General features: G+C 70.7%; 10 protein-coding genes. All 10 read left to right on the top strand.

What is annotated here, in order from left to right; all coding sequences use genetic code 11:
• The first annotated feature begins 27 nt into the window (after nt 1–27).
• The 10 genes from ABEE00_RS06135 (at nt 28) to ABEE00_RS06180 (ending at nt 13,076) form a co-directional block, all read left to right on the top strand.
• The gene (locus ABEE00_RS06135) at nt 28–1,911 is read left to right on the top strand and encodes an eCIS core domain-containing protein (protein ID WP_345744220.1); all 1,884 of its coding nucleotides are present in this window, start codon (nt 28–30) and stop codon (nt 1,909–1,911) included.
• Nucleotides 1,908–2,573 carry a hypothetical protein gene (locus ABEE00_RS06140; protein ID WP_345744221.1) on the top strand — a complete coding sequence of 222 codons (666 nt, stop codon included), beginning with the start codon at nt 1,908–1,910 and terminating at the stop codon, nt 2,571–2,573. Before ABEE00_RS06135 ends, ABEE00_RS06140 begins: the two co-directional genes overlap by 4 nt.
• Nucleotides 2,574–2,577: 4 nt before the next feature.
• Nucleotides 2,578–2,895: a LysM peptidoglycan-binding domain-containing protein gene (locus ABEE00_RS06145; protein WP_345744222.1), complete on the top strand. Its 318-nt coding sequence runs from the start codon at nt 2,578–2,580 to the stop codon at nt 2,893–2,895.
• Nucleotides 2,888–4,012, top strand: coding sequence for a hypothetical protein (locus tag ABEE00_RS06150; RefSeq protein ID WP_345744223.1), 1,125 nt, complete (start codon nt 2,888–2,890; stop codon nt 4,010–4,012). The genes ABEE00_RS06145 and ABEE00_RS06150 overlap by 8 nt, the downstream gene beginning before the upstream one ends.
• Nucleotides 4,009–4,530, top strand: a complete 522-nt coding sequence (locus tag ABEE00_RS06155; RefSeq protein WP_345744224.1) for a phage baseplate assembly protein V — start codon at nt 4,009–4,011, stop codon at nt 4,528–4,530. Before ABEE00_RS06150 ends, ABEE00_RS06155 begins: the two co-directional genes overlap by 4 nt.
• A 3-nt stretch (nt 4,531–4,533) precedes the next feature.
• A complete protein-coding gene (locus ABEE00_RS06160; RefSeq protein WP_345744225.1) occupies nt 4,534–4,857 on the top strand; it encodes a hypothetical protein in 324 nt (107 codons plus the stop codon).
• A complete protein-coding gene (locus ABEE00_RS06165; protein WP_345744226.1) occupies nt 4,854–5,216 on the top strand; it encodes a GPW/gp25 family protein in 363 nt (120 codons plus the stop codon). The genes ABEE00_RS06160 and ABEE00_RS06165 overlap by 4 nt, the downstream gene beginning before the upstream one ends.
• On the top strand, nt 5,213–7,831 hold the full coding sequence (locus ABEE00_RS06170; protein ID WP_345744227.1) for a putative baseplate assembly protein: 2,619 nt from the start codon (nt 5,213–5,215) through the stop codon (nt 7,829–7,831). Before ABEE00_RS06165 ends, ABEE00_RS06170 begins: the two co-directional genes overlap by 4 nt.
• An 80-nt stretch (nt 7,832–7,911) precedes the next feature.
• Nucleotides 7,912–10,995 (top strand): putative baseplate assembly protein, encoded by a 3,084-nt coding sequence (locus ABEE00_RS06175; RefSeq protein ID WP_345744228.1) that lies wholly within the window; start codon nt 7,912–7,914, stop codon nt 10,993–10,995.
• Nucleotides 10,996–11,000: 5 nt separating this feature from the next.
• Nucleotides 11,001–13,076, top strand: a complete 2,076-nt coding sequence (locus tag ABEE00_RS06180; protein ID WP_345744229.1) for a hypothetical protein — start codon at nt 11,001–11,003, stop codon at nt 13,074–13,076.
• The last annotated feature ends 11 nt before the right edge of the window (nt 13,077–13,087 follow it).

Here is a 13,087-nt window from a genome sequence, read left to right on the forward strand (position 1 = left end):
CACCCCGTGACTCTCCACCAAAGTGCGGTGACTCCCGCTGTTGATCCAGCCGTCGGTCCCTGCTCGGTTCTCGACGTCCTGAGCTCTGCCGGACAGCCCCTGCCGGGGCCCACGCGCGGCTTCTTCGAGTCCCGGTTCGGGCGGGACTTCAGCGCTGTTCGCGTGCACACTGACTCCGCCGCTGCCGAGTCGGCCCGTGCTGTGTATGCCGAGGCGTACACGGTGGGCAATGACATCGTGTTTGCTCGGGGCGCATACGCCCCTCAGAGTGCGCATGGTCGCCGCCTTCTTGCACATGAACTGGTGCACACCAGCCAGCATCAGGGCGTCGGCCTCCCGACGTCCGGCCTTGCCGTCAGCCGCCCCCACGATGCGGCGGAGCGGGAAGCGACGGCGGCCGCGGCGGGTGGCGTCGTGGCAACGGTGCCCGTCGTCCGGATCGCGCAACCGACGCTCATGCGCCAGACACCGGGCGTCGGCGCCCGTGAGGCTCGCGGAACCGCCGGTGAACTATCCATGGGATTCGCCTACCGTCGCGAGCGGGGCTGGGGCTTTTTGGCCGGGCCGGGTGGCTCTGGGGGACACCGGTGGAATGATCCCGGATTCGATGGAGTGGCCTTTCGCACGGAGGGCGCGTTCGAGATCCACATCATCGACAACAAGTCATGGGCTCGCACCGGAAACGTGGGCAGCGCCAGTGCCTTGACCGACAACCTCCTCAAGAATCTGGACGATCTCATCAAGGTCGCCAATGGCGCCGAGTACGATGCCGTGCCACGCATCGGCCAGGTGCGGTCCAGTCTGATGAAGGCTCACGCCGCGGTGCTCAGCAAGGCAAAGCTGCCCGCAGAGGTGCACCTGGTCGTCACGAGTCACGGCGGCCGCTCGACGGGCGTGACCAAGGCCCTCGAAGGGCGCGGAGTACGGTTCATCGGGGCGGCCGACCCTGTGCCCACGCTTGGCACCGCGGGCACGCCTCCCGCAGCAGGGGGCAGTCAGCCACCGGCCCCTGCCCCTGGTGGGACTGGCTCACCTCCCGGGCCGACGAGCACCGTAACGCCGGTGAAGCCGAGGTCGGGACCAGCCGCGAAGCCGCTCCCTTCTTCCGCGCCGCTCGGGGGCGTCGGGCAAGTGGCGCGCACTGTATCGCAGGTGACTTCCTCCGAAGCACGAGCCATAGCGGCCGAAACCGGGAGAAACCTTCGCACCACGCTGCGCATGCTGAAGGTCGCCTGGATCCTGAGCACGACGCTGAGAGTGATGCAAGTTATCGGTGCGTTTCTCGACTTCGCATCATTCTTGAGCATGGCCCGTGGCGGCCTTGCGGGCGAAGGATTCATCCTGCGGCGCGAGATCGCCCAGTTCCGTCAAATGGAACTGGATATAGATGAACTGCGGCTCGGCTACGCCAAATTCTCGGAGAAGGTCGTGGCGCTCCAGTACCAGTTGCTCAAACTGGGGCCCAACCCGGACCTTGTCGTCCGTGCCATGACCGACCTCACGGGGGTGCGCAACCAGATTGCGGCGGTGCAGTCGGAGGTCTCCACGCGACTGGCCAGCATGCGTGAGGCGTTGAAGGAGGTTGAGGCGAAGGAACGTGCAGCGTTGAGTATTCTCGAGGATCCCATCGCCCTGGCCGCGATAAGCACCGCCCACATGTCTACCGCACCGGCGGCAGAAATATTCGCTGCTTCGCAAGACTTCCTGCGCATCCGCTCTCATTTGCGATCGAGCGTCGAGGGGCTGGAGGTTCTGCAAGCGGCTATGCAGGAGGACATCGAGTTCCTGGACAGCTGGTGGCGTGGGTTGTTCGAGGTCGTCTTGCGGGTAGGCCTCGGCCGTCTGTCGGTCGAACTCCTCACGCCGCTTGCAGGGGATGCCGGCTCGAAGCCGACGGGGGGAACGCCATGACCACCTCTCCCGCCTCCATCCGCCCCACACGCGCGGGCATCGTCCTCCTCGACCCCGACACCTCCCGGGTGCTGCGCATCATCGTGCTCCAGTACAACCCCGACACTCTCACCCGTACCCTCCAGGCCCAGGGCGTCGGTGACGAGGCGGGGGACCGGCTGGAGGCGTTGCGGCTGAAGGGGCCGCCGCAGGAGACCCTGCGGATCGAGGCGGAGCTGGACGCCACCGACCAACTGGAGTTTCCGCGACAGCATCCGGTGGTCGCGGAGTTCGGGCTCTTACCAGCTCTCGCCGCGCTGGAGGGGCTGCTGTACCCGCCGAGCGGGCAGCTGCTGTTCGGTGATCAGCTGGCCCGGCTGGGGATGATCGAGATCGCGCCGGTGGAGGCTCCGCTGTCGCTGTTCGTGTGGAGCAGCAGCAGGATCCTGCCGGTCAGGGTCACCGAATTCAGTGTTACGGAGGAGGCGTTCGACACCTCCCTGCATCCGATCCGGGCGAAGGTGACCCTGGGCATGCGCGTCCTCAGCGTCGACGACCTGGGCTTCACCCACCGCGGCGGCGTTCTCTTCCTGCTCCACCAGCAGCAGAAGGAGCGCTTCGCGCGGATGAACACCGCCGGCACGCCGGGTGCGCTCGGCATCACCGCGATTCCGGGCGGGTGAGGGCATGTTGGAGCCGACGAGCAGGTACGCGCAGGTCGGGACGGCCATATGGGAGCCCGTCCCGGACGGCCGCTCGGTGAGGTATCTGCTGCGCAGGTTCTGTCCCCAGCCGGAGCCCCTCGCCTCGCTGGGCGAGCACGTCGTGGCCGAGGGCGACCGGCTCGACAACATCAGCGCTCGGTATCTCGGCGACCCGGAGCAGTTCTGGCGCATCGCTGACGCCAACCGCGCGCTCGACCCGGGGGAGTTGACCCGCGTGGTGGGCAGGCGGCTGCGCATCACGCTGCCGGACGGGGTGCCGGAGGTGACCTTCGATGGCTGAAGGCCCGCTGCTCCTCACGCTGCTGATGGGACGGAAGATCGCGGTGCCCGTGCCGGCGCCGATCACCGACGCGCTGCGATCGGTTCAGGTGACCACCACGGCCGGGCAGGCCAGCGGCTTCCAGCTGACCTTCGCCGTGAGCAAACCCTCGGTCATCGACCGGGTCCTGCTGCCCACCGGGCTCCTCGACCCGGAGACCCGAGTGATCGTCATGGTGATCCTCAACGGCCGGCCGCAGGTGCTCATGGACGGCATCGTGATGCGTCAGGACGTCGCTCCCAGCGGCACTCCCGGAGCCTCGACGCTCACTGTCACCGGGGAGGACCTCACCGCCGTCATGGACCTGGCCGAGCGGACCGCCTGCTACCCCGCCATGTCCAGCGACGACCAGGTCAAGGCCATCTGCCGGCACTACGCCGAGTACGGGATCATCCCGGCCGCCGTGCCGCCCGTCCTGCGGGAGGTCCCCAGCCCCGCCGACCGGATCCAGGTGCAGACCGAAACCGACCTCGCCTACATCAAGGCGCTCGCGGACGACGCCGGTTACGTCTTCTACCTGGAGCCGGGTCCCGCCCCCGGCGTGAGCATCGCCTACTGGGGACCCGAGATACGCGTCGGTGTTCCACAGCCCGCCCTCAGCGTCAACATGGACACGGCCAGCAACGTGGAGTCCCTCAGCTTCTCCTACGACGGCAGGTCGCGCGCCCAGATGACGGTGACGATTACGGAACCGTTCACCCGGCAGCAGATCCCCGTCCCCATCCCCGACGTCGGCCTCCTGCGCCCGCCGCTCGCGGCCCGCCGGGCCGTGGCCCTGCGCCAGGTGCCGGTGCCCGATACCGCGAAACTCACCCCCATCGGCGCAGCCTTGATGGGGCTGTCCATGACGGCGGAGGCAAATGACGCTGTCACCGGACAGGGCAGCCTCGATGTGCTGCGGTACGGACACATCCTCAAGGCCCGTGCCCTGGTCGGGGTGCGCGGCGCCGGCCTCACCTACGACGGGCTCTTCTACGTCCGCAGCGTCACCCACGACATCAGCCGCGGGACGTACAAGCAGAGCTTCACCCTCGCCCGCGACGGACTCGTCTCCCAGACACCGGTGGTGCGCCCATGAACCAGGCCAAGCGATACGCCGGCTGCTACCGCGGCACCGTCGGCGACAACAACGACCCCAAGGGGCTGGGGCGATTGAAGGTCGTCGTCCCCGACGTTCTCGGTGACGAGACCTGCGTGTGGGCGGTCCCGGCCGCTTTGCTGGCCGGGCCCGGCATGGGCATCTCCTGCATCCCCCCGGTCAACACGGGGGTGTGGGTCGAGTTCGAGCAGGGCGACCCCAACTACCCCGTGTGGACCGGTACCTGGCGGGCCTCAACCTCCGACCTCCCGCAGGCTGCAGCTCAGGCCCCGCCGGGCAACCCACCGATCGTCCTCCAGGGGCAGAGCCAGAACCAGCTGGTCATCTCCAGCGTCCCCGGAGAGGCGTTCACGCTGGAGACCTCCGCCGGCGCTCAGGGCCCCCGGATCGTGGTCACTTCCACCAGCATCACGCTCTCCACCGGGAAGGGCGCAACCGTGGAACTGAGCGGGCAGCTCGTGCGCATCAACGGAAACTCTCTGACCGTGAACGGATGAGCCATGCCCGCACAGGTCCTCCACACCGGCGCCACGGTGACCTGCACGCACGGCGGGCGGGCCACGCCCACGGGCACTGACGCCAAGGTCAGGGTGAGCGGCCAGGCGGTGGCCGTGCTCCGCGAGCCCTGGACGGTCACCGGCTGCGGGCAACCACCGCCCACCGCGGGCAACGGGCCCTGCGCCACCGCCCAGTGGACGACGTCCGCCACCTGGGTGCGCGCGGGCGGGCTGCCTGTGCTGCTCTCCGACGGCCGCGCGACGTGCCTGCCCACCGGCACTCCACTCCGGGTCGGCTCCACGCAGACGAAAGTGAGCGCCTCATGAATGTGGACTTTCCCCTGAGCTTCGACGCCCGGGGGCGCACGGCGCTCACGGACGAGAACGACCACATCCACGACATGATCGAGCAGCTCCTCTTCACCAGCCCCGGCGAACGCGTCAACCGCCCCGGCTTCGGCAGCGGACTGCTCGACCTCGTCTTCGAACCGGCAGGACCGGAACTCGCCGCCACGCTGCGGTACGGCGTCCAGGCCACCCTCCAGCAGTGGCTCGGCGACCTGATCGACGTACCGGCACTGGAGGTCGAGAGCGACGGCGGTAGGTTGCGCGTCGCCCTGCAATACTCCATCAAGCGCACAGGCACCCTGCGCAGTGGCGTCTTCGAAGGGCCTGGTGCGCCATGACGCACAATGCACGGCGCGCCCGTGTCCGCCGCGAGGGCTGGTACGGCCTCGACGGTGTGGATGTCGACCCTGACGACCCGCGCACCCTGGTCGTTACGTTCCTCGGCAAGGCTCCCGACGGTCTCAATGAAGCCAACTTCCGTATCGAGGGCGGCCGCCGGGTCACGGGGCTCAGAGTGATGCATCTGGGCCTGCCTGCCGAACAGGCCCCGGAGACCCAGGACCGCGTCCTGGTCACCACGGACCGCATCGGCGACCTGTCCACGTACACGCTCCACCTCCAGGACGTCCCGGGCACCGACTCCCGTCTCGGCAGCGCACCGTTCACCTACGCCGCCCTGTGTCCGGCGGGGACCGACTGTGTTCGGGAGGGAGCCGAGGCGGCCCCACCGACCCAGCCGGACATCGACTACCTCGCCAAGGACTACGCCAGCTTCCGCCGACTGTTGTTCGACCGGCTCTCCCTGCTCATGCCGGAGTGGACCGAGCGGCACGCACCCGACCTGGGCGTCACGCTCGTCGAACTGCTCGCTTACGCCGGTGACCAGCTCAGCTACCGGCAAGATGCAGTGGCGACCGAGGCATACCTGGGCACGGCCCGGCGCCGTGTGTCGATACGACGGCACGTGCGCCTGGTCGACTACCGAATGCACGAGGGCTGCAACGCCCGTGCCTGGGTCTGCGTCGCGGTGGACCGGGCCCTCACGCTGGCGCCGGGGGACGTCCACTTCTCCACCGCCGACGGCGCCGTCGTGTTCGAGCCGGTGTCGCGCCGCCCTGTGCGCTTGCTGCCCGCGCACAACACCCTTCGCTTCTGGACCTGGGGAGGCGACACCTGCTGCCTGCCGACCGGTGCGACGTCTGCCACCTTGACCGACGACCACCTCGGGCTGCGCCCCGGCGACGTGCTGATCCTGGAGGAGACCCGCGACCCGGCGACCGGCGTATCGGAGGACGCCGATCCGGCGCACCGGCAGGCCGTCCGCCTGACCACCGTGCACCGCGCTCAGGACGAGCTGTACGGCCAAGCCGTCGTCGAGGTCACCTGGGAGCCCGAGGACGCGCTGGCCCGCCCCCTCGTCATCGCCGTCCCGGACAAGCACGGTGGCACCCTCACGTGCGCGGCGGCCCGTGGCAACGCCGTGCTCGTCGACCACGGCGTGACCGGCACGGCGGGCCCGCCGCCGTGGGACGGCCCCCTCACCCGCAGTGTCGCCTTCCCCCGCCCGGCCACGGTGAGCCGCAGCCAAGCCCGTCTCCTGCGCGCCATACCCGAGCGGGCCCGACACCGCGTACGCGACCTGCACACCCGAACCGACGACGGTCGGCCACTCAGCCAGGGTGAACTCGCCGAACTCCGGGCTCTGTTCGGCGCCAGCACGCTCCAGCGCCGCCACTTCCCCCAAGCCCGCCCCGGCTCCCACAGGCAGCCCACCGCAGCCGAGCAGGAGAGGGCGCTGAAGGGCCTCCTCGACGCCTGGCCGCGTCTGCTCTCCACGAAGATCCGCTGGCTGCGTGGGCTCGCCCGCCGTGCCAGGGCAGGGCTCGTGCTCGGCGACCGCGAGCTGACGGAGATCCGGGAGGCGTGGGGAGAGGACTACACCGACGGCCTTGCCGCCGAGGACCCCATGCACGCCGGACCGGCATGCGAGGCGCTGCTCCAGGATCCTCGTGAGGCACTGCCCGCACTGCGCATCGACAGCGCGGAAGGCGCCTGGACCGCCCAGCACGACCTGCTCGACAGCGGCCCCGAGGACCGCCACTTCGTCGCCGAGACCGACGACGACGGCGTAGTACACCCCCGCTTCGGCGACGGCAGGCTGGGCCGCGCCCTGCCGCCGGGTACCGCGCTCGACGGTCTCCGGCGCACCGGCAACGGCACCGCGGGAAACCTGGGGGCCGGGACCATCACGCGCCTCACCTCCCGCACATCGGATCTGCCGGAGGTGCGCAGCGTCGGGAACCCGCTGCCGGCCGCCGGCGGGACCGACCCGGAAACCTCCGCCCGCGTCCGACAGTTCGCGCCCGGGAGCTACCGGCACGAGCTGAAGCGCGCCGTGACCGCGGCGGACTACGCCACGCTCGCCGCAGACATGCCGGGTGTCCAGCGGGCCGACGCCCGGCTGCGCTGGAACGGCAGTTGGTACGAGGTGCAGGTGGCCGTCGACCCTCTGGGCACCGAGGAAGCCGTACCGGAACTGCAGGAACAGGTACGTGAGTTGCTCTTCCGCTACCGGCGCGCGGGGCACGAGCTGCACGTCCAGCAAGCCCTCTATGTGCCGCTGTCCGTGGCACTCCAGGTATGTGTGCTACCGCACTATGTGCGGGATGACGTGGCGGGCGCCGTGCGATCCGCGTTCGCCCGCCACTTCCACCCGGACAACCTCACCTTCGGCACCCGGATCGAAGCGTCTCCCCTCGTGGCGCTCGCCCAGTCCGTCCCCGGTGTGGAGAGCGTCGAACTCCTGTGGCTGAAACGGCTGGGGGAGAGCGATACGGCCTCGGCCCCCCAGAAACACGTGATGCTGCGAGGGCTTGAGATTCCGCGCCTCGACGATGACCCCGCCGCTCCCGAGAACGGCGTTCTGGAACTGCGAACAGGAGGCGGACGATGAAACGCTGTGCAACGAAACCGCCCCCGCACACCCCGCTCTCCACGGAGAACCCGCCGGGTCTGCCTACCCTGGCCTACCGGGTGGGCACACACGGGACCTTCCTGGACACCATGCGCGCAGCGCTCTCCCATGATCCCCGGCTCGCCGCTCTGCACACCCGGTCCACCGACGACCCGGCCATCGCCCTCCTGGACGCCTGGTCCCTCGTGGCGGACGTGCTGAGCTTCTACACCGAACGGATCGCCAACGAGGGCTACCTGCGCACAGCGGCGGAGCACCGCTCCTTGATCGAGCTGGGCCGCCTGCTGGGCTACCGTCCCCGGCCCGGCTTGGCCGCGTCTACCTACCTCGCCTACCTGCTGGAGGAAGCGGGCGGCAGCGAGGTCACCGCGACCGTGCCGCGCGGCAGCCGGGCCCAGAGCGTGCCCCTGCCTGGCGAGCTGCCCCAGACCTACGAGACCTCCGGCGACGTGCTGTGCCGCACCGCGTGGAACACCCTGCGCCCTCGGCTGAGCCTGCCTCAGGTGCTCCGTCCCGACACCACCCGCGTGTACGTACAAGGCATCGACTCCGCACTCCAGGCGGGAGACCGGCTGTTGTTGGCCGTGGAGGAGAAGCAGCCGCCTAAGCCGTATCTGGCGACCGCGGTGCGCGCCGACGCCGACGCCCAGCGCACGAGCGTAGAGGTGATGCCCCTCGGCCCGCCGCCCCCTCCGCCACCAGTATCTCTCCCTGGCACCGGCCCCGGCCTGGGCCAGTTGATCACGGCGCTGCGCAAGCCGCCGACCCGCACTCCGGCCCGCCCGCGTCGCACGCTCGAGGAACTGTACGGTCCCGGCTCCGACTTGGGCCCGCAGCTTTTGGCCGCCGTGACACCCGGCCTGGACACCGCGGCCCTCTACCGGGCCTGGGCCGGTGCGCGCCTCTCCACGGGCCTCGCGCCCGACCGGGCCGCCGTGCTGCGCGTGCGCGCGGCGCCCTTCGGCGCGACCGCGCCCATGAAGCCCGTGCTCAACCAGAACGGGGCGACCGTCGCCACGGAGGAATGGCCCCTGGAGGGCATCCAGGCGCTGCGCGCCGTCGTCTCCTTCGCCTCCAGCGCCGCCGCCTCGGTCGAGATCGGCCTCGACGACGGGCACGACGCCCGTACGGTCTCGGTGAAGCTGCCTGCGACGACCCGCACCGAACTCCCGCTGCCCGGTCTGGGCAGCGTGACCGTCGAGGGCGGCACCAGCGTCGCGGGCGCCGGCGAACTGACCCTCGAAGTGCGGGCGGACACCGGGCTCACCAGGAAGATCACCGTCGGTGAGCCGGAGCCGCACCCCGCCCTGGCCGCTGCGGCGCAACCGTCGGCCGTCTACGGTTCCGGGCGCCTGCCGGTCACCTTCGACGACGAGCCGGAGGCGGTGTGGCGGCCCGCCGACGGCCAGACGCTGCGCGCCTCCGGCGGCGCACGGCGCATATCCGTCGGCGCCACCGCACGCCCCAAGACCCTCGACATCGGCTACGGCCTGCTGCTGCCCTCGCCCGAGCCGTCGGTCGTGCACCTGGACGCGGTCCACGAACGGATTCTGCCCGGCACACCCCTTCTGATCGACTACGGCGGAGGGCGTCCGCCGCTGGTGACCCGGGTCGTCGATGCCGGCACGGCGGCCATCGCCCGGTACGGCATGTCCGCCCTCGTGACACGGCTCGTACTCGCTCACCCCTGGTTGCGGAGAGAGGACGTCCTGCTCTCCGACATCCGCCGCGTCACCGTCCACGCCCAGGGCGAACGCCTCGAACTCGCCGCCGAGCCCTGGCAGTCCGACCTGACCGGATGCGCCATTCCGCTGGACGGCCTGTACGAGGGCCTGCGCCCGGGGCGCCGGCTGGTGGTGACAGGCGAACGCACCGACGTGCCCGGCGGGGTGGAGGGCGCGGAACTGGTCATGGTCAGCGAGGTGACCCAGGGCGCCGAGCCCACACGGCCCGGCGACACCCCGCACACCACCCTCGCCCTCGCCTCCTGCCTGTCCTACACCTACCGCCGGCACACCGTCCGGATCTGGGGCAACGTCGTCGCCGCGACCCAGGGCGAGACCGTCTCCGAGGTTCTGGGCAGCGGGGACGCGGCCATCGCGGGCCAGACGTTCACCCTGCACCGCACTCCCTTGACGTATCTGCCCGCACCCACCCCCTCCGGTGCGCAGAGCACACTCGCCGTACGGGCCGACGGGCTGCGATGGCACGAGGGCGATGCACCCCAACTGCTCGGCCCCCGCGACCGCGCCTACACCACCCGGCAGGACGCCGAGGGCACCACGACCCTCGCGTTCGGCGACGGCGAACACGGCGCCCGGCTGCCGACCGGAGCGGAGAACGTCACCGCCGACTACCGGGCGGGACTCGGCCGCGCGGGCAACGTGCGGCCCTGGCAGATCACCCAGCCCCTCACCCGGCCGCTCGGCGTCAGCTCCGTCACCAACCCCGTACGCGCCTCCGGAGGAGCGGACCCCGACCGGCCGGAGCAGATCCGCACCGGCATCCCGCCGGCCGTGATCGCACTGGACCGCCTCGTCTCCGTCTCCGACTACGCCGACTTCAGCCGGGCCAGGTCCGGTATCGGCAAGGCCTCGGCACGCCGGCTCGCGAGACCCGACGGCGCACTCGTACACGTCACCGTGGCCGGCACCGACGGCGGCCCGGTCGGTCCGGCCTCCGAGCTGATGGCCGCCCTGCGACGCGCCCTGGCCCAACTCGGCGATCCGGCGCTGCCGGTGACCGTCGCCGACCGGGAGCTGTCCCTGATCGTCGTGGCCGCGGGAGTGAGCGTGGACGCCGAACACCGCTGGGACCTGGTCGAGGCCCGGGTGCGCCAGACCCTCCTCGACCGGTTCGGGCCGGACGCCCGCGACCTCGGCGAGGACGTGGTGCTGAGCCGGGTCATCGCCACTGCGCAGGCCGTTCCCGGCGTGCTGCGCTTCGACGTCGCCACCTTCGGACTGATTCCCGGAGACCTGACACCGGAGCAACTGTCCACGGTTGCGCAGGGGCTGGCGGGCGCCCCGCCGCCGCGCCTGCCCGTCGCCCTGGCTCGTCGCGATGCCACGGGCCTGCACCCCGCACAGCTCGCCGTGCTCTCCCGCGAGGTGCCCGACACGCTGATCCTGAGGGAGGTCTGAGCGCCGTGGAACATCGCCGTGACCGGCTCTACGACCTGCTGCCCTCCGTGTACCGCCGACGGGATGCGGAGGAAGGCGAACCGCTGAAGGCCCTGCTGAGCGTGATCGAGCAGCAGGTGCGCGTGCTGGAGGACGATATCGACGGCCTCTACGCCAACTGGTTCGTGGAGACCTGCGCCGACTGGGTGCTGCCCTATCTCGGCGATCTCGTCGGACAGCAGCCCCTGTCCGCGCCCGGCTCCTTGGCCCCGGCCCGGATCCTGTCCCCGCGCCGTGACGTCGCGGACGCCATCGCCAACCGGCGCCGCAAGGGAAGCCTGGCCCTGCTCGAGGAACTCGCCTCCGACGTGGCCGGATGGCCCTCCCGCATCGTCGAGTTCGCCGCGCTCCTCGGCCGCACCCCGCACCTCGGCCTGCGCGCGACCCCGACGGCCCGGGGCCGTCTGCTGGATGTGCGGCGGGCCGGCGGACGTGGCGTGATCGATGGCCCCTTCGACCACTCCGCCCACACCGTGGATGTACGGGGCGTCAACTCCCTCCGCAGCCGCGGTCGTTACAACATTCCCCACCTGGGCCTGTTCGTGTGGCGGCGGTCCGGCTTCACCCTCACCCAGGCACCCGCGTTCTGCATCGACCGGGCCGGAAACCTCTACACGTTCAGCATCCTCGGAGATGACGTCCCCCTGCACACCCGGCCGATCCCCGAACCCCATCCCACTCACATCGCTGAGGAGTTGAACCTGCCGGGGCCCATCGACCGCCGCACCTTCGCCGAACGCACCCCCGACTACTACGGGCCCGGACGCAGCCTCGTCGTCCTGCTCGGCACGGACCGACGCGCCGTACCGCTCGAACAGATCGTGCCCGCCGACCTGAGCCACTGGGCATACCGGCCCGTGGAGGACCAGGTGGCCGTCGACCCGGAACTCGGCAGGATCGCCTTCTCGCCCCGCAGCGCCTCCGAGACGGGCGTATGGGTCAGCTACGCCTACGGGATGCCCGGCCCGCTGGGCGGAGGTGAGTACCCTCGCCAGCAGGCCGGACTCGGGGAGCGCGCCGTCTTCCGGGTGGGGCCGCACGGCTACCGCACCGTGATGGCGGCCGTAGAGGCATGGAAGGCGGCCGGGCCCGGACAGCGCGATGCGGTCATCGAGTTCACCGACAACGGGGTGTACGAGGAACCCATCGAGATCCGCATGTACCCCGGCGAACACCTCGAGATGCGGGCCGCAGCAGGCACCCGCCCCGTGATCAGGCTGCTCAACTGGTCCAGCAACAGGCCCGACGGGCTACGGGTGACTGGACCAGGGCCGCCACGCGGCGGCTACGACCCCGAGGACGAGCGCGCCCCCTCGCTGACCCTTGAAGGACTGCTCGTCACCGGGCGCGGGATCCAGGCCACCGGTGCGCTCGGGCGGATCGTGCTGCGGCACTGCACCCTGGTGCCCGGCTGGACGGCGGGCTGCGAACCGCAGCGGCACGGCGCCGGGCGGCCCAGCCTGGATCTCCGCGACACCCAGGCGACGGTCGAGGTCCACCACTGCATTCTCGGGCCGGTACGCGTCAACCTCGACGAAACCCGCACAGAGCCGCTCGCGATCACCGTTGCGGACAGTGTCCTGGACGCCCGTGCCGACGACTGCCCCGCCCTGGACGCACCGGAGAACAGAACCGCGCACGCATGCGTGTCGATGCGGCGCGCCACGGTCTTCGGAGCTGTGCGCGCACACGCACTCGACCTCGCCGAGGACACGCTGTTCACCGGCCCCCTCGAGGCGGCCAGAAGGGCCACCGGCTGTGTGCGGTTCTGCTACGTGCCGCCGGGCTCGCACACCCCGGCGCGATACCACTGCCCGCTCGCCTCGCTCAGGCCGCGCTTCACCAGCGTCCGCTACGGACACCCCGGCTACGCCCAACTCGCTGCCGAATGCCCGCCCGAGATCACTCGAGGAGCCTCCGACGCCTCCCAGATGGGCGTCTACCACGACCTGTTCGAGCCGCAGCGCACGGACGGACTGCGCGCCCGCATCGACCAGTTCACCCCGGCCGGCATGGAGACCGGGATCTTCTTCGTCACCTGAGGAGCTGCGCC

Origin of the sequence: Streptomyces odontomachicola, from assembly GCF_039605595.1 — a bacterium.
Lineage (GTDB): Bacteria > Actinomycetota > Actinomycetes > Streptomycetales > Streptomycetaceae > Streptomyces.

Coding starts and splice junctions, on each gene's coding strand:
- ABEE00_RS06140 (WP_345744221.1), top strand. CDS start 1,908: ATGACCACCTCTCCCGCCTCCATCCGCCCCACACGCGCGGGCATCGTC.
- ABEE00_RS06145 (WP_345744222.1), top strand. CDS start 2,578: ATGTTGGAGCCGACGAGCAGGTACGCGCAGGTCGGGACGGCCATATGG.
- ABEE00_RS06150 (WP_345744223.1), top strand. CDS start 2,888: ATGGCTGAAGGCCCGCTGCTCCTCACGCTGCTGATGGGACGGAAGATC.
- ABEE00_RS06160 (WP_345744225.1), top strand. CDS start 4,534: ATGCCCGCACAGGTCCTCCACACCGGCGCCACGGTGACCTGCACGCAC.
- ABEE00_RS06170 (WP_345744227.1), top strand. CDS start 5,213: ATGACGCACAATGCACGGCGCGCCCGTGTCCGCCGCGAGGGCTGGTAC.
- ABEE00_RS06155 (WP_345744224.1), top strand. CDS start 4,009: ATGAACCAGGCCAAGCGATACGCCGGCTGCTACCGCGGCACCGTCGGC.
- ABEE00_RS06165 (WP_345744226.1), top strand. CDS start 4,854: ATGAATGTGGACTTTCCCCTGAGCTTCGACGCCCGGGGGCGCACGGCG.